Genomic DNA, 22,712 nt, shown 5'->3' on the forward strand with positions numbered 1-22,712 from the left:
CGTATGACCGAGTTGTCACAGGTGTCGGTGACGGCACTCAAGGGTGTCGGTGAAGCCATGGCCGAGAAATTGGCCAAGGTCGGCCTGGAAAACCTCCAGGACGTACTCTTCCACCTGCCCCTGCGCTATCAGGACCGCACCCGTGTGGTGCCCATCGGCCAGTTGCGCCCCGGGCAGGATGCGGTGGTCGAAGGCACCGTCAGCGGTGCCGACGTGGTGATGGGCAAGCGTCGCAGCCTGGTGGTGCGCCTGCAGGACGGTACCGGCGGCCTGAGCCTGCGCTTCTACCATTTCAGCAATGCTCAAAAGGAAGGCCTCAAGCGTGGCACCCGCGTGCGCTGCTACGGCGAAGCCCGCCCGGGCGCGTCGGGCCTGGAGATCTACCACCCGGAATACCGCGCCATCACCGGCGACGAGCCGCCGCCGGTAGACACCACCCTCACCCCGATCTACCCACTCACCGAGGGCCTGACCCAACAGCGCTTGCGCCAGTTGTGCATGCAGACCCTGACCATGCTTGGCCCGAAAAGCCTGCCCGACTGGTTGCCCCTGGAACTGGCCCGCGACTACCAGCTGGCACCCCTGGCCGATGCAATCCGCTACCTGCATCACCCTCCGGCCGACGCCGATGTCGATGAATTGGCATTGGGCCATCACTGGGCCCAGCATCGCTTGGCGTTTGAAGAGCTGCTGACTCACCAACTGTCCCAGCAACGCCTGCGTGAAAGCATGCGCTCCCTGCGCGCGCCAGCCATGCCCAAGGCCACGAAACTGCCTGCGCAATACCTGGCCAACCTCGGCTTTGCGCCAACCGGTGCCCAACAGCGGGTGGGCAATGAGATCGCCTACGACCTCAGCCAGAAAGAACCGATGTTGCGGCTGATCCAGGGCGACGTGGGCGCGGGCAAGACCGTGGTCGCCGCCCTTGCCGCCCTGCAAGCGCTGGAAGCCGGTTACCAAGTGGCGCTGATGGCGCCCACCGAAATCCTCGCCGAGCAGCACTTCATCACCTTCAAGCGCTGGCTCGAACCGCTGGGCCTGGAGGTGGCGTGGCTGGCCGGCAAGCTCAAGGGCAAGAACCGTACAGCCGCGCTGGAGCAGATTGCCGGCGGCGCCCCGATGGTGGTGGGCACCCACGCACTGTTCCAGGACGAAGTGCAGTTCAAGAACCTGGCGCTGGTGATCATCGACGAACAGCACCGCTTCGGCGTGCAACAGCGCCTGGCCCTGCGCCAGAAAGGCGTGGGCGGGCGCATGAGCCCACACCAGTTGATCATGACCGCCACGCCGATCCCGCGCACCCTGGCCATGAGCGCCTACGCCGACCTCGACACCTCGATCCTCGACGAACTGCCGCCCGGCCGTACACCGGTCAATACCGTGCTGGTCACCGACACCCGCCGCGTCGAAGTGATCGAACGCGTGCGCGGCGCCTGCGCTGAAGGCCGCCAGGCCTACTGGGTGTGCACGCTGATCGAAGAGTCCGAAGAGCTGACCTGCCAGGCGGCCGAAACCACCTATGAAGACCTCACCAGCGCCCTGGGCGAGCTGAAGGTCGGGCTGATCCACGGCCGCATGAAGCCCGCCGAAAAAGCCGCAGTGATGGCCGAATTCAAGGCCGGCAACCTGCAACTGCTGGTGGCCACCACGGTGATCGAGGTGGGCGTGGACGTGCCCAATGCCAGCCTGATGATCATCGAAAACCCCGAACGCCTGGGCCTGGCCCAACTGCACCAGTTGCGCGGCCGCGTCGGTCGGGGCAGCGCCGCCAGCCACTGCGTGCTGCTGTACCACCCACCGCTGTCACAGATCGGCCGCCAGCGCCTGGGCATCATGCGTGAAACCAACGACGGTTTTGTCATCGCCGAAAAAGACCTCGAACTGCGCGGCCCCGGCGAAATGCTCGGCACCCGCCAGACCGGCCTGCTGCAATTCAAGGTCGCCGACCTGATGCGCGACGCCGACCTGCTGCCCGCCGTTCGCGACGCCGCCCAGGCCCTGCTCGAACGCTGGCCGGATCATGTCAGCCCGCTGCTCGACCGCTGGCTGCGCCACGGCCAACAATACGGCCAGGTCTGAAATACCCTGTAGGAGCCGGCTTGCCGGCGATGGCGTCAGGTAGAACAACCGCTTCCCATAGCCAACCACGTCACAAACCACAGTTAGTCGACCAACAGTTGTATCAAGCTGGTTATACTTCGGGAACTGTAAGAAATTGGATCAGGCCATGTCAGAAGTAGCCCTCGCCACAGCCCCGCTGACCGCTCCGCCGGTTATTCGGGCTCTGCTCGCAAAGCTCGCCATCAGCTACACGGAAGTTGCCGAACAACCTGGCCTGAATCCCGCACGAAAGGTCCAGGCAGTGCTGCTGGAAGATGCCGTCGGCGCACTCATGGTGCTGTTCCCTCAGAACCAGTTGCTCGACCTCAACCGCCTCGCCGAACTCACTGGGCGCCGCCTCACCGCCGTTGCGCCGGAGCGTGTCGAGCGCATGCTGGGCAAACATGACCTGAGCCTGCTGCCGGGCCTGCCGGCACTGACCACCTCGCCGTGCCTGTACGAAGGCAGCCTGCTCAACGAGCCCAGCCTGCTGGTGCATTCGGGTGAAGCCGGCCTGCTGCTGGAAATCTCCAGCGACGACTTCAAGACCATGCTCACCAAGGCCAGCGCCGGTCACTTCGGCGAGCCGTTGAGCAATATCCGCCCCAACCTCGACCGCCCTAATGATGATCGCGAGGAAATCACCCAGGCGATGCAGGCGTTCACCGCCCGCCGCATCCAGCAGCGCCTGGAAGCGACCATCGAGATCCCACCGCTGGCCGACACCGCGCAAAAGATCATCAAGCTGCGGGTCGACCCCAATGCCACCATTGATGACATCACCAGCGTGGTCGAGACCGACCCCGCGCTGGCTGCGCAAGTGGTGAGCTGGGCAGCGTCGCCGTACTACGCCTCGCCGGGCAAGATCCGCTCCGTGGAAGACGCCATCGTGCGCGTGCTGGGCTTCGACCTGGTGATCAACCTGGCACTTGGCCTGGCTTTGGGCAAGACCCTGAGCCTGCCCAAGGACCACCCGCACCAGTCCACGCCCTACTGGCACCAGTCGATCTACACCGCGGCCGTGATCGAAGGCCTGACCCGCGCCATGCCGCGCGCCCAGCGCCCGGAAGCCGGCCTGACTTATCTCGCCGGCCTGCTGCACAACTTTGGCTACCTGTTGCTGGCCCACGTGTTCCCGCCGCATTTCTCGCTGATCTGCCGTCACCTGGAGGTCAACCCGCACCTGTGCCACAGCTATGTGGAACAGCACCTGCTGGGGATCAGCCGTGAGCAGATCGGCGCCTGGTTGATGCGCTACTGGGACATGCCGGACGAGCTGTCCACTGCCCTGCGCTTCCAGCACGACCCGACCTACGACGGCCAATACGCCGAGTACCCGAACCTGGTGTGCCTGGCGGTGCGCCTGCTGCGCAGCCGGGGCATCGGTTCCGGGCCGGACGAAGCGATCCCCGACGCCATGCTTGAGCGCCTGGGGTTGAGCCGTGACAAGGCTGAGGAAGTGGTGGGCAAGGTGCTGGATGCAGAAGTGCTGTTGCGCGAGCTGGCGTCCCAGTTCAGCCAGGCCTGAATCTTTAACCGGTTAGACCGCTATCGCAGGCAAGCCAGCTCCCACCGTTGACCGAGTACATTCTTTGGAATGCGGTTGAATGTGGGAGCTGGCTTGCCTGCGATGAATCCCACTCGGTCTACCTGAAAAACCCTATTTCTTTTTCTTCGGCTTCAGATACTTGGTCAACCCCTGGAACCAGATCACCAGCGCCGGGCTGCCCTTGATCTGGATCGTCTTGTCCTGAATCCCCGTCATGAACGCCAGTTGCTTGTTCTTCGCCTGCATCGTGGCGAAGCCGAAAGCCGCGTCCTTGAACGCAATGGCGAACGCCGGCGAGGGGTGAACACCCGAGCGGCTGGTAATGCGCTGATCTTTGACGATGAAGTGACGGGCAACCTTGCCGTCGAGGGTCTGCAACTGGAACGCCAGGTCTTTGTCACCCAACTGTTGCTGGAAGGCGGGATTGGTGCGGCTGGCTTTGCCCATCATCAGGCCCAGCACCCACAGGAGAAGACGAAATTTCATGCACACGGCCTCGGTGTAATTATTGAGTGGCCGCAGCAGTGTAACGATTTGTCCGGGGAACGCCACCGATCTCGCGCTTTAGCAGGAGATCGGCTGGCGTTTAACGCTTATAGCAACATGTTACTTAAACGTTAGGGCAAGGCACCGGCGCCCAGTCGGCCAGGTTTGGATCGCGGCAGGTGCCTTCGATCTGCGCTTTACCGGCGCTGGCCACTTGCTTGCTTTCAGCTTGCTTGGCCTGCACGGTCTGGATGCTCTTCTCGGTGGTCACCGCTTCTTTCGGCACGGTGGGCAGTGGCGGCTTCTTCGCAGGCTTCACGGCTTTCTTGCCCTTGGCCGGCGCAACCGGTGGCGTGGTGTCGGCTTGGGCCACAGTCACCACGTCAGTACGCTGCACACCCACTTGCTGCAGGTCTTTCTCGTAGGCCTGGGTGTAGTTGTTCAGGTCTTCGCTGGCTTTGCCGTTGACCGCGACGATCAGGTCATTGGACTCTTTCAGGCCCGCGACGATTTCCGCCAGGCGCTTGCGGCCTTCAGTGTCGTTGACGGTCTTGGCCTTGCGGTCATTGACCAGCTTGGTGAATGCGCTCTGGTAGCACTGCTGCGACGCACGGGCGTAGGCGGTGCTGCGGTCGATGTCCGACGCGCTTTTGTTGAAGTCGGTGGAGTAGGACGCGATGCGCTGGTTGTCATCGCTGATCTGCTTCTGACGCTCGGTGTAGTAACCGGCAGCACCACCGGCCAAGGCGCCGCCCGCCGCACCGATGGCGGCGTTGCGGCCACGCTTGTCAGAGTCGCCGGTCAGGGCGCCCAGCAATGCACCACCCGCCGCACCCAGCGCCGCGCCGGTGACGACCGACTTGGTCATGTCCGAATCGGTGGCACGCAAGTGCTGCACGGGCTCGTAGCAGTTGGGGTAGTACTCGACCTTGGTGCTCGACGCGACCTTGGAGGTCGGCGACGTGGCGCAACCGGTCAGCACGGTGCTGAAGCCGGCCGCGATCAGCAGCAAGTGACGCTTGGAAACCGCCTTACGGGAAAAAAGCATAGGTGTGTTCTCTTTTAAGTTTGACTTGCCCAGCACGGCCCACCGCCGCCTGAGTCCCTTCCAAGCTCGCCATACAGCCAGCGATCATCGCTGTCCGCTCGCTGCGAGCAATTCCTTCAAGATCGTTGCCGGGTCGGCCCGCTGTTGCTTGCGGTAATTGCCGACATGGCGAACGAACAGTGTTGCGCGCGTCACCAGGCTCTTGCCGAGCACTGGCTTGCGATCCAACTCTTCCTTGATCCGTTGAAACTGCGCCTGGATCACCGCATCGGTGTAACGCGTGCCGGTGGCCAGGTTGTCGATGTAGATCGCCACCGCGCCATCCAGCGCGCTGCGGCCGTTGTCGATGGCCGTGGCAAACAGCTGCGCGCTGGCCTCGTCCTTGTTGTCCAGGGCCTGCTGGCGACTCTTCTGCAGGTTGGCCAGGCGAATGTTGTAGTTGCTGATGGTTTCGGCCACCAACGCGGCCGACTGGATCAGGTTGCCCGCCGCTTCTTCGCGCTGCTGGGCGATCAGCGAGACGTTGCGCTTGAGCTCTTCGTTGACCAGCCCCAGCTCGGCTTGCAGCTTGGGGTCGACGCTGGCAGCGATGATGCTGTCCAGGCGTTTGGTCGGGTCTTGGGCGTCGTCGATCGCGTCGGTCAGCGAGGCCAGGCGGCCCTCTTTCTGCCACTGGGCGAACAGCTCCTTGTAGCGCGAACGCGGCGCCGACAGCGCACCAATCGCCACGCGGAAACCGGTGGTCTCGTTGCTTTGCTCGGTGCCATCGGCGGCGAACAGCGGGTACTCGCGGCGCATGCCGGTGAACAACGTGCCCTCGCCTTCCAGGTAGTTGCCGCCCTTGACCACAAAGCCGCCGTAGGTGCCCTGGCGGCGCCCGGCGTGGACCAGCTGGAAGGATTCCTGGACCATTTCTGCGGCGTTGCCGATCACATCAAACATACCGATGGGGTTGGGCAACTTGGTGCCGATGGGCATCAGGCGAGCAGCCTGGCCGGTGCCACCGGCAACCTGGTTGAACACCGCGTAATCGGCCAGCGGGCCGTCGCTGTCGCTGCCCTCGGCGCGGCGAGGAAACAGGCGCCCTTCCAGGTCCTGGCGACTCACCGCCTGGCCACCGCGTGCGGCGAACTCCCACTCCACTTCGGTGGGCAGGCGCACAAAGCCCAGGCCGCCGTCTTCGGCCGAAGAACCACGCCCGCTCACGGGCAGCAGATCACGGTGGTATTTCATCAGCCAGGCGCTGTACACCGCCGAGAAGCGCTCGGCCTCGAAGCGCGACAGCTTCACCTTGGGCAAGCGCGCCGCCATGCCCGTCGGCGCATCGCACGCCGGGGCCGGCTCGCCGCTGGCCAGGGACTGCGCCTGGGACATCACTTGCGCGTACTGGCGCGTGGTCACTTCGTACTTGCCAATGAAGTAGAGCATCGGCTTGAGCGGGGTCTTCGCGTCGGTCTTGGGCATCAACGGCGCGATGACTTTACTCCAGTCCTTGGGCAGGTCCTTGAGGGTGAATTGGCCGTTGATGAAGTCGCGGCGGTAGCCAGAAATAAACGACTGCTGATAACCCGCCTCGCCCTCGGCAAAGGGGTAGCCGAGGCTGATCTCGCGGTCATCCAGGGTGCCCTGGGCCAGCACGTAGGCGTAGCGGAACACCATATTGCCGTCGCACGGCAGCGGCAGGCTGACGTCGCCTTCCAGCGGCTTGGGGTTGTCCAGCTTGTTGCTCGCCTCATCGGCCCAGGCCATCGAGGCCAGGCTCAGCGCCACACAGGCGCCCAGTAACTTATACATCTCTGATTCCTTCAGAAGCCTGGATACGCGCCACTCGCCAACCACCACAGGCCGCCGCCACGGCGCTTACGCCCAGGACAGCAACCAGGGCCAGGCCGTAGTGACGCGCCAGCAGGTGGCTGGCGTATTCGCCCGGCACCTGCACAAAGAGTTGATTCAAACCCGCCTCGGCCACGCCATACAGCGCGGCACTGAGCACGGCGGCGGCACCCGCGCTGTACAGCGCCTGCACCACCACAAACAGCAGCAGCCCACCGGTGGAAAACCCCAACAGGCGCAACACCGACAATTCCCGCCGCTTGCGCGCCACGGCAGCCAACGCCCCGGCGAAGATCGCCGCAAACGCCCCCACCCACGCCACTCCGGCAATCACCCAGAACACGATCGACAGGTTGCGGCTCAACGACTGCACCTGCGCGATGGTCTGCGCCTGGGTCGAGACCAACAGGTTCTGCCCGGCAAAAAACACCCGCAGCGGCTCCACATCGCTGAGGGTACGGGCGTACAAGCGAAACGCCGGATACACCCGCTGCTCATTCGCGCCAACCGCCTCACCGTCCCAACCCAGCGCCGGCACTGCACGGCCGTCGCGATAATCTTCCGCCGCTTCCAGCAAGCCCAGGTCGGCAAACAAACCGTCTCGGGCGAAAGCTTCCAGCGGCAACACTGCCAGCACTTGCAAGCGTGTGCGCCGGGCTTCGACGCGCCCCGCCACTTGCCGGGCAAAGCTTGCGTCCAACCAATCGCCAGGCCGCGCTGCCAGCTTTTCAGCGGCGGTGTGACTCAGCACGATCTGCTCCAGCCCCTTGGGCATCGGCAGGCCGTTCAATAACGGGTCACCCGCGGCCGTCGGCAGCATTTCCAGAGTCAAGGTGCCCACCTGCGCGGTCGCCGCAATCTGTCGCGTACGCGGTACGGCAAACGCCACATCACTACGCTCGCCAAGCTGCTGGATAAATGCGCTGCTGAATCGACCACCGCCCAACGGAATAATTTCACGGGTGGCGGGGTCGGTCTCCAAACGTTCGGTCAAACTGCTAACCAGTCCAAACTTCAGGCCGAATAACACCAGCAGCGGCGCGATCACCGCCACCAGCGCCAGCACTGAACAGGCCGACAACCAGGCGTCATTGCGATAGTCCTGCCAGGCCAGCGACGCCACCAGACCGATACGCATCAGCACGCCTCCCCGAGGGTAGCGGTGACGCCGCCGTCGGTATCACGACGGCAACTGATGCGCCTTACCTGCAAGCCACTGGCACGGGCCAGAGGTTCGTCATGGGTGGCGATCACACAGGCGGCACGGTGCTCGCGGGCCTGGGCCAGCAGCGCCTGCATCACCCGTTCTGCGTTCAGCGGGTCGAGGGAGGCGGTCGGCTCATCGGCCAACACCAATTGCGGTGCATGGGCCAAGGCGCGGGCACAGCTCACACGCTGGCGTTGGCCCACCGACAGGGCGGCGGGTTTCTTGGCCAATTGGTCGCTGATCTCCAACTGCTCGGCCAGCCGCGTCACACTGCCGTCGTCCTTCAAGCCCAGCAGTTGGCGCGACAACGCAATATTGCTGCGCACATCGAGAAAGCCCAGCAAGCCACCGGTTTGCAGCACATACCCGAGGTGCTGGCTGCGCAAGGCGGCCAACGTGGTTTGCTGATCACCGCGCCACAACCCGGCGATGTCGTGCTGATGGAATTCAAACTGCCCGACTTGATCGGGCGCCAGCACCAGCGCCAGCAGGTCCAGCAAGGTGCTCTTGCCGCAACCGCTGGGCCCGACAATCGCCAATTGCTCGCCCGCACGCAGCGCAAGCGCCGGGATCACCAGGCTATAGCGCTGGCTACCGACGCCCCGGCTCTTGTGCACCGCGCTCAGACTCAACATCACGGCAACGTCGACAACGGCACGCGGTACAACGCATCGCCCGGCTCGGCATCGCCGAAACGGACCCAGTTGGCCACGTCATTGTGGAAGGTTTCGTAGAGGCGGATTTTCGAATCCAGCTCGTCGATAAAGTCTTCCTGCTCGGCCACGCTCAACGACAACCACAGGTCCTGGGTCATGTTCAGCGACTTGCTGCGGTACGGCAGGCCTTCCAGGTATTCGCCGAGGATGCCGCCGTCGGCCAGGTTGCCGCCCTTGCGCAGGGCCTGTGGGTCGCGGCTCATGTAGGCCGAGGCGCTGGCGATTTCCTGGAAGAAATCCTTGGGGGAAGTCTGAGTCTTGCGCGCGGCATCGACGATCAGTTTCAGCGACTGCTGCAAGTCGTTGAGCTGCAACTTGGTGAGCATCACGCACACCTGGAACGCCGGCAGCGCCGGGTTGGTGAGGTCACGGTCGGCGGTCCAGGCGCTGACCAGCTGCGGCGCCTGGCTCGCAGTCTTGCGACCGAGGAAGTCCATGTGCATCGCATAACCCACCGCCGCCGACTTGTCCGCCAGGCTCGGCGCACTGCTCAGCAACGGCACCGGTTGCGGCGTGTTGCTGCGCACCTGGTGCACGAGGTTGGCGAACACGCTGCCGATCTCGTCCACGCGCTCACCCAGCTTGTGTACATCGCCACCCGGCACCGGCGTGTACAGGTCGCCGATCTGCGGGTTGGCGTCGGCCGTAAGGATGCGGTACTGGCTCTCGGCGCCGGCGTGGGTTTTCTTGCCGGCATCGGTGCGCAAGTGCAGGGCGTAGATCTTGATCTGCTTGCCCAGTGCCGCCTGGCGCACCTCGGCTTCGTTCATCTGGGTGGCGGCAAACGGGTCGTTCTTGCGCAACGCACCCGCATCGGTGACCAAAAGGATGATGCGCCCGCCGTAGCCGGACCAGTCCATGCCATCCACTGCCTGCATCACACCGGCGAAGGCATCTTCGTTGAAGGAATGGCTGGACACGGTCGACGCCTTGACCTGACGCGCCATGTCGAGGAAGCGTTGCGGGTCGCGGCCCTGATCGAGGGTGATCAAGGTCTTGGCCACATACTCAAGGCCCGGGGTTTTCTTCGTGCTGTTACGGAACCCCACCAAGCCAAAACTCACGCTGTCCAGCTCGCCGCGCTCGGCGATGCGGGTTTGCAGCTCGTACACCACGTCGCGCACCTGGTCAATGTACGGCTGCATCGACACGGTGGTGTCCACCACCAGCACCACGGCAGTCCGGAAGGCGTCGGCGTTGGCGCTGATCACCGGCGTGGCGGGCTTGGCCGCTGCGCTGCCGGGGTCGATGGACGCCACATTGAGCAGCTGCACCGGCTGGCCGTTTTCGTCGAAGCTCTCTTTGGAATCGAAGATCGGCAACAGGTAGAACTGGTTCTGCGGCACCGCGCTGGCCGTGGGTTCCAGGGCCAGCACCTGGCCGTTGTCGTCACTGTTTTTCTGCGCCTTGGCCAATACGCCTTTGGCGGCTGCCGGGTCAGCCAGCAGCTTTTCCACCTCTGCGGATTGGCGCAGGAACATCACCGGCGCTCGGCCTGAGCGCTCGGTGAACTTGAGCACCAGGCTCTGCTTCCAGTCGCTGACTTGGGCCGCAGGCAGCCAACCGTCGCTGCGCCCATCGGTGGCGGCACCGACGCGTACCCATGGGCTGCCGTCGACGTCTTTGCGTTGATACACATACAGCACGGAAAACGCCGGCAACGCCTTGCCCGGCGCACTGCCCGCCTCGGCCGAAAGTTTGGCCCCCGGCTTGCTCAGGACCCGCTGGAACAAGGTCTTCTTGCCCGCCATCAGCAACGGACGCTGGCCGCCATCCACCTCAGCCACCGATGCAACTGGCGTAGGCGGTGGTGTGACCGTCGGCACCACGGCAGCCGGTGGCTTGGCGGCAGGGGTATCGCTGCCACTCAACCACCAATAACTGGCCCCACCAATGGCCAAGGCAACCGCCACCGCAACGGCCGCCAGTGCCAACACCGGACCACGCCGCTGTTCGCTGTGCTGGGTGGGGGGTACCACTGGCTGGCGCACCGGCTGGGGTTTATCAGTGGGGATCTCGATGGACTCTGGCGTGATGCCGGCCAGGTCGAAACTGACTGGGGTCGGAACGGGAATCGGCAACGGCCGCACCAGTGTTGCTTCCGGCGAATCCACCGGCAGTTGATCCAACGCACGCAGCAAGGCCGCCGCATCCGGAAAGCGTTCTGCCGGGTCCTTGGCCAACAGCTTGCGCAGCACGTCCTGATAACGGCCGTGGTGCACCGGCAATTCCGGCAGGGGTTCGGTCAGGTGCGCCAGCGCGGTGGAAAGCGCATCGGTGCCGGTGTACGGCAGCTTGCCCACCAGGATTTCGTAGAGCACCACGCCCAACGCGTACAGGTCGGCGCGGCCATCGATCTCCTGGCCCCGCGCCTGTTCCGGGCTCATGTAGCTCGGCGTGCCCACGGCAAACCCGGCCTGGGTGAACTGGGTGCGGTCGTCCAGGGACTTGGCGATGCCAAAGTCCGACAACACCGCCGTGCCATCGGCGCGGAACAGGATGTTCGCCGGCTTCACGTCGCGATGCACCAAGCCTTGGGCGTGGGCATAACCCAGTGCCGAGGCGATCTGGCGGATCAGCGTCACGCCCTGCTCCGGGGTCATGCCGGCGGCAATGCGCTCCTTGAGCGTTCCGTTGGGCAGGTACTCCATGGCCATGTAATACAGCTCACCGACATTGCCGATGTCATGGATGGTCACGGTGTGCGGGTGGGACAAACGCGCCAGGGTCTTGCCCTCGCGCAAAAAGCGTTCGCAGAAGGTCGGATCCGCCGCCAGGGCCGCCGCCATCACTTTCAGCGCCACCTTGCGCTCCAGCGAGCGCTGGGTCGCCAGATACACGCTGGCCATGGCGCCTTCGCCGATCTCGCCGTCGATGTCATAACCCGGGATCACGATGTTCATGGCGAGACCTTCACGACAATGGCGGTGATGTTGTCCGGTGCGCCCCGGTTAAGCCCCAGGTGCACCAGGCTGCGCACGATTTCGTCGGGGGCGTCGTGGCTCAGCACTTCGCGGATTTCATGGTCTTCGACGGTCTTGTTCAGGCCATCGCTGCACAACAGGTAGCTGTCGCCGGGGGCGATCAACAAGTCGGTCACGGCCAGGTCCAGCTGTGCCTCCACCCCGATGGCGCGGGTGACGATGTTGGCGCGCGGGTGTACGCGGGCGTCGGCTTCGCTGAGCAGGCCGCTGTCTTGCAGGTCCTGCACGTAGCTGTGATCGCGGGAGATGCCTTCCAGCACACCGTCGCGCAGGCGGTACAAGCGGCTGTCGCCGGCCCACAGGCACACGCCTCGCAGGCCACGCGCCGCCAGCACCACGACGGTGCTGCCCATCAGGCTCACGCCACGGTTGGCGGTTTCTTCGCGCACGGCGGCGTTGATGCGGACCAGGTCGTTGCGCAGGGCGGCCGAGTACTCGTCCAGGGAACGCCCCACCGGCACGCCGCGCAGGCTGTCGACGATCAGGCTGCTGACATAGTCGCCTGCCGCATGCCCGCCCATGCCGTCGGCCACCACCCACAGGCGGTTCTCCGGCAGGTCCAGGCACGCGTCTTCGTTGACCTGGCGGACCATGCCCACATGGCTTTTGCTCGCGGATTTGAACGTCGACCCCATCTACACCACACCTTCTTGTCCGAGCAAAAACTGCGCAAAATCGCCGGCGGCAGGCAGGCCCTGACACCGTAATAAACCAGGGGAAATCTGTTGCGAACCGCGGCCCCACCACAGGCTCGCCCCTTCGCAGGCCTGTTCGGCCAGCGCGGCCAGGCGCCCGTGGGGCACGGTGGCGGCCACCCGTTGCAGGCCGGCGAAACGGCTGTCCACCGCGCGGGGTTCACTGCCCGGCAGGCCCAGGTTGTCGACGCCCTCGTTGAAACTTTCGAAGGTCGCGCCCGCGTCCAGCGTGCTCAGCAGCAGTTCTTCAGCTTGCTCGAACCAGGTGTCCGGCCCGCCGACCAGGGATGCAGGGTTGGTGTCGTGATCGAGCAACATGACCACCGCCAGCGGAAAATAACGCCCGACCCGGTCAATACTCGGCATCACCACACCCGCTGCGGCGTCCGGCCCGCACACGCCCGGCGCCAGCACAAAACGCCACAGCGGGCTGACCAGGTAGGTGTTGAGCCAGTCACCGCCGAGGCTGTTCTGGCTGGCGAGCAAACCTGCGGCCAGCCAGCTGTCCCACGGGCCGATAAAGCTCTGGGGCAAGGCGCGGCTGACAAAGTCACCGCGGCTGGCCAACTTGCCGTAGAAACCCAACGTCGTCATAGCCGCTCCGGCAGGCTGAAACCGCTGAGCACCCGGCTCTTGAACGGGTTGAACGCGCTGTTGGCGCGCAACTCGTAGGCGATGCTCGCACCGTCAACCCGTAGGCGCAGGTTGAAGCGGTCCGGCGAGTTGCCCGCCGTGAGGTCCGATTGCTCCAGCAGGCGGAACCAAGCCCACGGCCCGTCCAGGGTCACACCGGAACGGCCACTGGCCGACGGCGGCATGATGGAAATCCGCACCACACCAATGCTGCCGGGGTTCGGCCATTGCATGGCCACCGGGCGGCTGGGGCCGTGGTCGTAGCTCAGTTGCTGACCATCCAGATCCAGCAGGAACTGGGTGATGGTCGGGTCCATCGACACCGGCTTGAGTTCAAAACGCACAATGGGCTGGGTGCCCCCGGCGCGGAAGAACGCATCCCGGATCGCCGCCGCACGCTGGAAGGTTTGCAGCACACCCGGGGCAATCCCCAGCTTCTGCGCCGCGCCCGGCTGCCAGCGCCAGGTCTGGGCGGAGGTGTCCACGTACGGCTGCAGGTATTTGCGGAAGTAGTTGTCCATCACCCCGCCCACCCCGAAGAACTGGCCGAAGTCGTCCAGGGTGGCATCCCGCGCACTGCCCGGCGCCATCGGGTAACGCCCGGCCAGGGACTGGCGATACACGTTGACCACTTCGCTGACCCACGCCGCGTTCAGCTGGTTACGCACCCCGCCCATCATGGTGTTGGTGGTGGAATTGACCACCGACTTGACCATGCCTTGCACCAGCGGCGGCTGACGCTCGGCATTCAGGCTGACCCGCGTGGCCGCAGCCGCCGCCTGGTTCTTCGCCTCGCCGAGCAAGGCGTCGCCACTGGCACCGACCATGGCGCTGACCTGCACGTACAGCGCATTCATGTCGGACAGCAAGCCATCGATGGCCGCTGGCTCACCTTCGTTTTTGCTGACGATGCTGTTGAGTTCGGCAAAGTGCGCGGTCACCGGATCATCCGCAGCAGCGGGCGCGCTGGTCGCCGGTTGCTCCTGGCCGAGCAGGCTGCCCAGGCGCTCCTTGAGCTTGTCCACGCCGCCTTCCACCGGCACACCTTTGGCCGCCAGTTGGCGTTCTTCGGCTTGCAGGTCGGTTTCCTTGGCCACCGCCACCAGCAGTTTTTTCAGCGGCGAGGTCGGGCCGGAGATCACCCGCAGCACGTCGGCCGCCTGGGCCACGCTGGTGATCGGCACAAAGTCGATGTCTGCCAGCAGCGCGTCCCACTGACGCTGATAGTCCTGGAAGTACAAACGGCGCACATCACCGGCCAGGCTCACCACGTTTTGCTGATCTGCCTGTTCGCGGCCCAGCACCCATTGCTCTTCGGCCAGGGTGCCGGTCTGGTTCAGGCTGCTGAGCAAGAACGCCTGGCGGTAGCCCTTGGCGGTGAAGAAACCACTCAACGGCTCGCCCAACGGCTTGCCGCTTTTGCGGCTGAACACCAGCGCCGCATCACGGCCTGCGGCTTCGTTGAGGCGAAAGTCCGGGATGCCTTCGGGCAGCTTCTGACGCTTGACCCGGTCATACACACGCTGCGCCACCGGCAGTTGTTGCAGTTGCCGGCGCAGGTCATCGATCAAGCGTGGGTCCAGGCGCGCACTTGGCGGGTGGCGTTCGAACAGCGCCTGCAAATGCCCGCTCAGGGCCTGGCGCTGATCGGCCGGCAGGTCGCGCGGCAGGTTGCGGTCCCAGTCGAGGGCGATCCAGGCCTTGATGAAGTCCGGGTCGTAATGCTCGCTGTCGGCCAGCATCAGGTAGGCCTTGAGGCCTTCGTAGAGGAAGTCGGAATTGCCGCCGCCGTGCAGTTGCTCTTCGATGCGCGTCACCAGGCGTGGTGCAAACACCGCGATCAACAGCTTGCGGTAGACACTGGCCGACTCGGCTTCGAGCATGTCGCCCTGGTAAAGTCCCAGCCCTTCGGACCAGCTCGGCGAATCACCCGCCAGGTGCTTCACCGCGTTGAGCAATGGCAGCACCGCGAGGACTTCGCGCTGCGCCGGGCTCAGGCTCTGTACCGCCTGCCCCAGCGGCGCGACCTTCTGGTCAACCCGAGCGATGTAGGCCTGGTTGGCGCGATAACTCACCCACCACAGGCCACTGACCACCACGACCACCGCCACGGTGGCCGCCAGCACGCCACGCGCAATCCACTTGCGTCGACGTTCGACCTTGGGGTTCACACCCACCAGCCCGCGCTCGGCAAACGCCACGGCGGTGAAGAGTTTTTCGATGAAGTAACTGCGCCCGGTGCCGCTCTGGCGCGCCAGTTGTTGGCGGTCCAGGTTCATGCTCTGGGCCATGGCGCCGATCAGGCGATCAATCGGGCTGCCCTCCTGGGTGCCGCTGGTGAAATACACACCGCGCAGCAACACGCGCTCTTCAAAGGCATTGGGCTTGAACACGCCTTCGAGGAAGCTTTGCAGGCAATCTTTCAACGCGCCGAACTGCTGCGGGAAACCGTAGATCAGGTCGCGGCGCGCCGGGTCGCGCTCCTGTTGCAGGCGTTCCACCAGGCGTTCGTTGAGGCGCTGTTCCAGCCCGGCGAATTCGCTTTGCAGATGCGCCAGCGGGCTGTCGCTGTTTTTGCCGTCGTCCAGGGCAAAGGTCATGCCCCACACCTGGGCGCGGTCTTCCTTGCTCAGGTTGTCGAAGAACTCCATGAAGCCTGGTACCAAATCGAGCTTGGTCAGCATCAGGTAGATGGGGAAGCGCACGCCCAATTGGGTGTACAGCTCCTGGATACGCAAGCGGATAGCGGCCGCGTGGGCGGCACGTTCCGCGTCGGTGCCCAGCAGCAAATCCGACAGGCTGATGGCGATGAACGCACCATCGATGGGGCGGCGCGAACGCTGCTTTTTCAGCAGGTCGAGAAAGCCCAGCCACGCGGCCTTGTCCACCGTGGAGTTGCTGTCCTGGGTGGTGTAGCGGCCTGCCGTGTCGAGCAACACCGCTTGGTCGGTGAACCACCAATCGCAGTTGCGCGTACCGCCAACGCCACGCACCGCACCGGCGCCCAACTGGGCCGCCAATGGGAAATGCAGGCCGGAGTTGACCAGCGCGGTGGTCTTGCCCGAGCCCGGTGGGCCGATGATCACGTACCACGGCAGTTCGTAGAGGTTGCGGCGCTCATCGCCACCCAGTTTGGCTTTTTTCAGCAGCGCCAGGGCCTCGTCCATGCGCTGGCGCAGGGTGGTGAGTTCTTCGGCGGTGGCCACGCTGTTAGGGTCGGCCGGGGTTTCGGCAGCCAGGCTGCGCATCACTTCGGCGGCCTGGCGACGGGCCTGGATGATGCGGAATACGCGGTAGGCAATCCACACCGCGAACACCAGGATGATCAGCGCCCAGCGGCGGCCTTCCGGCACCAAGGCATCGAGCAACGGCCCGACAAACCAGATGATCAGGCTCAAGGCGATCAAGCCCAGCACCGGGATCACCCAGCGAATCATGAAACTGAAAAACGCCTTCACTCGACGCCCTCCGCCAATACAGTGATTTCAACCCGACGATTGCGGGCGCGGCCTTCGGCTGTGCTGTTGATGGCCACAGGCTCCGTGTCGCTGCGGCCTTCGGCGCTGAAGCGCTCGGCCTGGCCAGTCTTGGCCGCCAGGATCTCCAGCACCGACTTGGCCCGCGCTTCCGACAGCGCCCAGTTGGACGGGAAGCGCAGCGTGGCAATCGGGCGGTTGTCACTGTGGCCAGTAACCCGCACCTGGCCCTTCACTTTGCGAATGGCGTCAGCGATGCGCAGCATCAGCGGCTGGTAGTCATCGACAATGCTGGAACTGGCGGACGCAAACAGCTCGTCGCCCCGGATGGTCACCACCGAACGGTCCACGGCATCTTCCACGGCCACGCGGCCGGCCTTGATGTCTTCCACGAGGAAGCCCGCCAGGCGGGGTCGCTCGATCACCTTGGGCTGTGCCACCGGACGGTCGATGGCTTGCACCGGGATTTCGCCCAGGGCATGGATATTCTTGAATACCGGCTCGGCATCCGACGCCAGCTTGAGGCGCAAGCCGAACAGCAACGCCAGCAACAGCGCAACACCGATGGCCACCGCGATCCACGGCGGCATGAATTGCGCCAGGCGATCGCGGGCGACGGTCACACCGCGCCAGTGCGGCGACAGCTCGCGCTCGTGCTCGCCACGGGCGCTGCGAATCGCGGCGGCGGTGCGTTCGCGCAACGCTTCCAGCTGGCTGCGGCCGTCGTTCATCACGCGGTAGCGGCCTTCGAAACCCAGGCACATGCACAGGTACAACAGCTCCAGGAGGTACAGGCGTTCCCGTGGGCTTTGCAGGCAGTGGTCGAGCAACTGGAAGACCTTTTCGCCGCCCCAGGCCTCGTTGTGCACGGTGATCAACAGGCTCTGCTTGCCCCAATCGCTGGTGCTGCCCCACGGCGTGCTCAACACCGCTTCATCCAGGGCAGTGCACAACGCGTAGCGCGCCAACAGCACTTCATTGCGCGCAATACCGGCGGCTTCGGCGCGTTCTTCGAACTGGCGCAGGTACGCCAGCAACTGCGCACGCAGGCTAGCGGGCGCCGGGTGGGCGATGGTGTTGCGCAGACGCGTCAGCAGCGCCAGCAACGGGCCGGCCGCGCTTTCCAGCGGGTTGAGGCCCTGGCTCTTGCCGGTGAGCATCGGTGCGGCCGGCATCGACAAAGGCGCGGGTTCGGCACGCGCAGGTTCTGGCGCACGGCCACCCGGGCGCGGCATGAACTGGGTGCGGTCGTCATCATTGGGATGCATCGCGGATTATCCTCGGATCGCCCAGAAGGCCAGGTTCAAGCCCGGGAACTGCCCGGCGATGTGGAAGGCAAACCCACCGGAATTGCTCAACTGCTGCCAGTGCTCGCTGCCCCGGTCCAGTTCGTAATAGGTGGAGCCTGCGTGGTAGGGGATCTGCCGTGGCGCCACCGGCAACGGCAGCAGGCCGATGCCCGGCAGTTGCAGGTTGACCATGTCGCGGATGTGCTCCACCGAGCCGACCTTGCTCTGCTGGCCGAAGCGCGCACGCAGGGTCTCGCCGGGCACATCGGCGCGCACCACGAGGATGAAGCTGGCAGTGTCGATCAGGGTCTTGTCGGCCAGCATCGCCACGTGGATGCCGTAGGCTTTCTCGACAATCGGGATCGGCGTGGCCTTGCTGTCGATCAGCATCGACAGGGCCTCGCGCAGCGCCGCCATCACCGGAGCAAAGCTCAGGGCCAGGTCGTCGTGCTGGTAGTGCGGGTATTCCTGGGGGCGCCGGCCGGTGGTGGAGAAGGTGGAGAATTCGCCGGCCAGGCTCACCAGCTCACTGAAAAAACGCTCCGGGTGCAGCGGGCTCAACTGGCTGAAATGCTGGATCAGCGGCTGGGCGCGGTTGACCAGTTGCAGCAGCATGAAGTCGGCAATCTCCGACGCGCCCCCGGCGCCCGAGGCGACCACGCGGCCAGCCAGGGCTTCGCCACGCTGGTGCAGCAGGCCCAGCAGTTCACTGCGAAACGCCGTGAGCGGTTTGCTCGCGGCCACGTCGAGCACGGGTGGGATGTAGGTGTCGTCGAGCACCAGCGCGCGGTCGGCACGTTTTTCCTTGATGCGCACCAGGCCCACGGCGGCGTAATCGCTGATGCCATCTTGGGCGGTCAGCAAGCGCAGGGCCCGGGAGCCCACGGCCACCGGTGCGCGGTTTTCGAACGGCGCGTTGTCATCACGCACTTCGCGCACCTGGCTCACATAGCGCGCGGCGCCAAGGGCTTCGCCTTCGTCGACGGTGTCGCGCGCGCCCGCGCGCTTGAGCGGCAAGGCCAGGTACACCAGGCCGTCGCGCAGGTTGTCGTCGATATTCAGCGGGCTCGGCGCCAGGTCGTCCTGGGGGATATTGAATGGCGTGCCGTCGGGCAACAGGCCGCGTGCAGACACGATGGCCAGCTTGCCCTGAGCCAACAGGCCCTGGTCGATCAGCAATTCAGAAAAACCCCAGCTGCCTGCAGACAATGGACGGCTGCGGGCATCAATGAGGTTTTCCAGGTAACGGTCATGCTGCTGGAAGTGCTGCGTTCCGATGAACATGCCTTCCGACCAGACCACGCGATTGTTCCAGGACATGGGGGCTCCGATTGCTTCTTATCTGGCAGGGCTGGATGGGGGAACCACGACGTCGGCGCGCACGGCACGCACATCGAGGCTGATCTGGTATTCGGTGTATTGGCGCGCCGGCACGTTGATCACCGTGCGCCATTGCGCGCGGTCGAGCTCGCGGTAACCCACCAGCAAGCCGATCTGGCGGGTGGACGGGTCAAGGTCGCGCTGAATGCTCAATTGCTGGCCGGGATGCACCATCACTTCGTCCTGGTCGAGCAGGTCCAGGCCGAGGGTGGATTGCGCACGGTCAGCCAAGGCGAAGTAATCGGAACGACCGAAGGTGGCGGCGTTTTTCAGCTCGAAGATGCGCACCCGCACCGGTGCTGCCTGGCCGTTGGCACCGGGGTTGAGCCCGGCAATCGCGTGGAAGTGCAATTCGACGGCGGCGGTGTCGGCTTCAGCCTCGGCCGGTGCGTCGGGTTTGGCGGCGTCCGTGGCACACGCCGTCAGCAGAAGCGCCGTGGCGGCTGCGAGTAAAAACCTGGGAATCATCCTGCGTCCTCAATGACGTACTTAGCTATCCGTTAATCCATGTACTGCGTGTCAGCGTCGCTGTCGGGCGCTGTGTTCTTCGTAGGCTCGGCTGAATTCGCGGCCGAACAGGTCCTGGAAGTCTTCCTGGGCCTCGCGGGAAATATTGCTGTAGAGCTCGGTGAACTGTTGCCAGTACTGGGCCTGGCGCGAACCGTTGAACAGGCTGGAGAGCCCGCCCGGCTTGCCCATGCGTTCTTCCAGCTGGGCCGGTTCAAAGCGCTTGAGCAGGTGCTTGATGGCGGCTTCCACCCCGGCCATCACTGCCAGCTGGTGGGCGCGCAAGTCGTCGAAACTGTCGCGCACCGCCGCGTCCGGCGCCATAAACGCCTGGTTGCCGTGGCGAAGCAGCAGCAGTAACGCTTCATCGGCATTCGGGGCGAATTTCAACGGGTTGTTTTCGGCGGGCTGGATCATCGTCTGCTGCATGCGGAACTCGCCCTTGAGGCTGGCCCGGGCACGCAACACATCGATCAGGCCTTCGACCATCAGGCGGTAGCTGCGGCCGATGTTTTCCATCTGGGCGCAGGCGTCGGTCTTGTCCAGGCGCAGTTGGTCCAGGCCGGCACCGCGCAGGAAGGCTTGCAGCAGGTCGGGTTGCGCGGTATCGGCAAGCACCGGCGGCGCGATGACGGGCGCAGGGAGCGGCTCAGGTGTGCCGACTGGTACGGGCGTGGCCACCACAGGCGCGGGCGCGGGCGTGTCGCCGAACAGGTCCCAGTCCTCGGGGATCACCGAGCCGGACACCACGGGTTTTTCGACCACGGGGACCGCCACGGGCGTCGGCGGACGGAAATCGTGCTGCTCGGAAGGCACATGGTCCGCCACGGTCGGCGGCGGCACGGCGGTGGGGCTGAGAAAGTCGAACAGGTCGGGCAAGGTGTCCATCGAGGACGCGCCCTGGAATTGCGGGGCGATCACCGGCACGGGGATCGGCGTGGGCGTGCTCACCACGGCACCCATCAGCGCTTCGAAGCTGTTGGGTGAATCTCCGACAAACGGCTGGCTGTCGACGGCCTGCACGTTGAAGTCGATGCGGGCCTGGATCTCGTAATCGCCGATGCGGATCAGCTCGCCGTCCTGCAGGGGCTCGCTGTTGCCCCGGCGCAAACGAATACCGGCGTTAACCAACTCCACGCCGTTGGTGCTGTTATCGGTTAAATAATAACGGCCATCTTTGTATTGAATAACACAGTGTTGCGAAGAAACCAGACGCTCAGGATCAGGCAATACCCAGTCATTATCCGAGCTGCGGCCAATAGCCATCGAGCCCTGGTTCAAGGACTTTTCCGGACACTGCCCAGGGGTAATCTTGTGATAACTAGTGATAGTCAAACACAGCGACATCTTGCCTCCTTGCTGATACTTCGCGCGCGGTCAACTCCCGGGACAGCGTTTCCCGGGAGGTCCCCACCAGGTCGTGCAATCGACCTTCAAAACCTGCTTTTGTCAGCATGATCGCTGATCTTAACTGGCCTCTATGACAAAAATCCTGTCCTGGTGCGCCGCTAGACCCACCAGTCGCGCAGGTTGTTAAGCACCGCACATCTGTCACAGAGGGCGAATAGCTTACCTTGACAAGGCATAAGTACTACACCAAAAATGCACAACTTCTTGAATACCAGTGATGGCACTTTGAAATCAACTTGAGTTCAAAGTTCCAATATGACCAAGAAAACATGCCTAGTTCCTCGCGCAACTAATGCATGCATTGCCCGCCATCTAACGGGCTGATAGGGAGATCAATTTCAGTGGATGTGCCGTTGCTGCTCACCGCCGTTTCCGCGACTTCGCCCTGTGGCGAAGACATGGAATATGACGCGGATTTTCTCCACCTGGAGCGTGCCGCCAAGGGGCAACCCGAGCGCAGCATGGGCGACTCGATCCTGCCCGCCGAACCTCCGGAATGGCGCAGCATCCAGCAGCAAAGCCTCGACTTGCTGGCGCGCAGCAAAGACCTGCGCATCACCCACTTTCTGGTGCAAAGCTCGCTCGCCCTGCAAGGCGTTGCCGGGTTTGCCGAAGCCCTTTCGCTGATCAACGCGCTGTTGCGCGACTACTGGGCCGAGCTGCACCCGCGCCTGGACGCCGACGACGATAACGACCCCACCGTGCGCATCAACGCTCTCACCGGCCTGACCTGCGATACGAACATTCGCCTGCTGCGCGAAAGCATCCTCACGCGCTCGCGCACCTTCGGCCCCGTGAGCCTGCGCGCCGCGCTCAACGCCAGCGGCCTGCAGAGCTTTGCCGATGAGCAACTGGGTGCCCAGCAACTCAACGCCGCCTTCCTCGACAGTGACCCCGAGCAACTGCAAGCCACGCGCGATGCCTTGAGCGCAGCGCGTGCGGCCTGCGAAGCCATCGAGCAACAGGTCAACGATCAAGTCGGTTCCGCCCAGGGCGTGGACCTCAGTGCCCTGAAGCAGCCGCTCAAGCAAGCGCTGCAGATACTCAACCAAGCGGTGCCCGGCACCGACAGCAGCAGCGAACCCGAGGCCGTCAGTGACGACAATGCCCCCTCGGCCGACTTCGCTGCCGCGCCCGCAGTACAGCGTCCGGTCGGCGATATCGCCAGCCGCGACGACGTGCTGCGCAGCCTCGACAAGATCCTTGCGTACTACACCCGTCACGAGCCTTCGAGCCCGCTGCCGGTGCTGTTGAACCGGGCGAAGAATCTGGTGCACGCCGACTTCGCGGCCATCGTGCGCAACCTGATTCCCGACGGCATGTCCCAATTTGAAAACCTGCGCGGTCCGGACGGCGAGTAAGCCGCCCGACTGTGCAGTAACAACACCGTCGCTCAAGC

16 protein-coding genes are annotated in these 22,712 nt (G+C 64.4%); 3 read left to right on the forward strand and 13 right to left on the reverse strand.

The features are described 5' to 3' along the window. Positions 1-3 precede the first annotated feature (3 nt). Positions 4-2,079 (forward strand): ATP-dependent DNA helicase RecG, encoded by a 2,076-nt coding sequence (recG, locus tag AC07OV_RS14945; RefSeq protein WP_495092473.1) that lies wholly within the window; start codon positions 4-6, stop codon positions 2,077-2,079. A gap of 148 nt (positions 2,080-2,227) precedes the next feature. After that, a complete protein-coding gene (locus AC07OV_RS14950) occupies positions 2,228-3,628 on the forward strand; it encodes an HDOD domain-containing protein (RefSeq protein WP_495092474.1) in 1,401 nt (466 codons plus the stop codon). A gap of 132 nt (positions 3,629-3,760) precedes the next feature. Here the strand turns inward: AC07OV_RS14950 and AC07OV_RS14955 are convergent, their stop codons facing one another. The 13 genes from AC07OV_RS14955 to tagH form a co-directional block, all read right to left on the reverse strand. Then, entirely contained in the window at positions 3,761-4,135 is a 375-nt protein-coding gene (locus AC07OV_RS14955) for a helicase (RefSeq protein ID WP_495092475.1), read from the reverse strand. Between the two features lie 124 nt (positions 4,136-4,259). Further along, positions 4,260-5,183, reverse strand: a complete 924-nt coding sequence (tagQ, locus tag AC07OV_RS14960; RefSeq protein ID WP_176994468.1) for a type VI secretion system-associated lipoprotein TagQ — start codon at positions 5,181-5,183, stop codon at positions 4,260-4,262. A gap of 84 nt (positions 5,184-5,267) precedes the next feature. Continuing rightward, positions 5,268-6,977 (reverse strand): formylglycine-generating enzyme family protein, encoded by a 1,710-nt coding sequence (locus AC07OV_RS14965; protein WP_495092476.1) that lies wholly within the window; start codon positions 6,975-6,977, stop codon positions 5,268-5,270. After that, positions 6,970-8,154: an ABC transporter permease family protein gene (locus AC07OV_RS14970; RefSeq protein ID WP_495092477.1), complete on the reverse strand. Its 1,185-nt coding sequence runs from the start codon at positions 8,152-8,154 to the stop codon at positions 6,970-6,972. Before AC07OV_RS14970 ends, AC07OV_RS14965 begins: the two co-directional genes overlap by 8 nt. Next, complete coding sequence (locus AC07OV_RS14975; protein ID WP_176994471.1) at positions 8,154-8,858, reverse strand: ABC transporter ATP-binding protein; 705 nt, start codon at positions 8,856-8,858, stop codon at positions 8,154-8,156. Before AC07OV_RS14975 ends, AC07OV_RS14970 begins: the two co-directional genes overlap by 1 nt. After that, positions 8,858-11,842 carry a serine/threonine-protein kinase gene (locus AC07OV_RS14980; protein ID WP_495092478.1) on the reverse strand — a complete coding sequence of 995 codons (2,985 nt, stop codon included), beginning with the start codon at positions 11,840-11,842 and terminating at the stop codon, positions 8,858-8,860. The genes AC07OV_RS14975 and AC07OV_RS14980 overlap by 1 nt, the downstream gene beginning before the upstream one ends. Further along, complete coding sequence (locus AC07OV_RS14985) at positions 11,839-12,558, reverse strand: PP2C family protein-serine/threonine phosphatase (RefSeq protein WP_495092479.1); 720 nt, start codon at positions 12,556-12,558, stop codon at positions 11,839-11,841. The genes AC07OV_RS14980 and AC07OV_RS14985 overlap by 4 nt, the downstream gene beginning before the upstream one ends. Beyond that, positions 12,559-13,212 carry a type VI secretion system-associated protein TagF gene (gene tagF, locus AC07OV_RS14990; protein ID WP_176994474.1) on the reverse strand — a complete coding sequence of 218 codons (654 nt, stop codon included), beginning with the start codon at positions 13,210-13,212 and terminating at the stop codon, positions 12,559-12,561. It abuts the gene before it with no gap. Next, complete coding sequence (gene tssM, locus AC07OV_RS14995; RefSeq protein ID WP_495092480.1) at positions 13,209-16,709, reverse strand: type VI secretion system membrane subunit TssM; 3,501 nt, start codon at positions 16,707-16,709, stop codon at positions 13,209-13,211. The genes tagF and tssM overlap by 4 nt, the downstream gene beginning before the upstream one ends. After that, positions 16,706-17,995, reverse strand: a complete 1,290-nt coding sequence (locus AC07OV_RS15000) for a DotU family type VI secretion system protein (RefSeq protein ID WP_495092481.1) — start codon at positions 17,993-17,995, stop codon at positions 16,706-16,708. The genes tssM and AC07OV_RS15000 overlap by 4 nt, the downstream gene beginning before the upstream one ends. 6 nt (positions 17,996-18,001) lie before the next feature. Continuing rightward, on the reverse strand, positions 18,002-19,336 hold the full coding sequence (tssK, locus tag AC07OV_RS15005) for a type VI secretion system baseplate subunit TssK (protein ID WP_176994477.1): 1,335 nt from the start codon (positions 19,334-19,336) through the stop codon (positions 18,002-18,004). A gap of 18 nt (positions 19,337-19,354) precedes the next feature. Beyond that, on the reverse strand, positions 19,355-19,864 hold the full coding sequence (tssJ, locus tag AC07OV_RS15010; RefSeq protein WP_494997523.1) for a type VI secretion system lipoprotein TssJ: 510 nt from the start codon (positions 19,862-19,864) through the stop codon (positions 19,355-19,357). A gap of 51 nt (positions 19,865-19,915) precedes the next feature. After that, the gene (gene tagH, locus AC07OV_RS15015) at positions 19,916-21,250 is read right to left on the reverse strand and encodes a type VI secretion system-associated FHA domain protein TagH (RefSeq protein WP_495092482.1); all 1,335 of its coding nucleotides are present in this window, start codon (positions 21,248-21,250) and stop codon (positions 19,916-19,918) included. A gap of 404 nt (positions 21,251-21,654) precedes the next feature. Here tagH and tssA point away from each other — a divergent pair, with 404 nt between their 5' ends. Then, complete coding sequence (gene tssA, locus AC07OV_RS15020; RefSeq protein ID WP_176994480.1) at positions 21,655-22,674, forward strand: type VI secretion system protein TssA; 1,020 nt, start codon at positions 21,655-21,657, stop codon at positions 22,672-22,674. Positions 22,675-22,712 lie beyond the last annotated feature (38 nt).

Source organism: Pseudomonas sp. GW821-FHT09A09 (assembly GCF_059418405.1).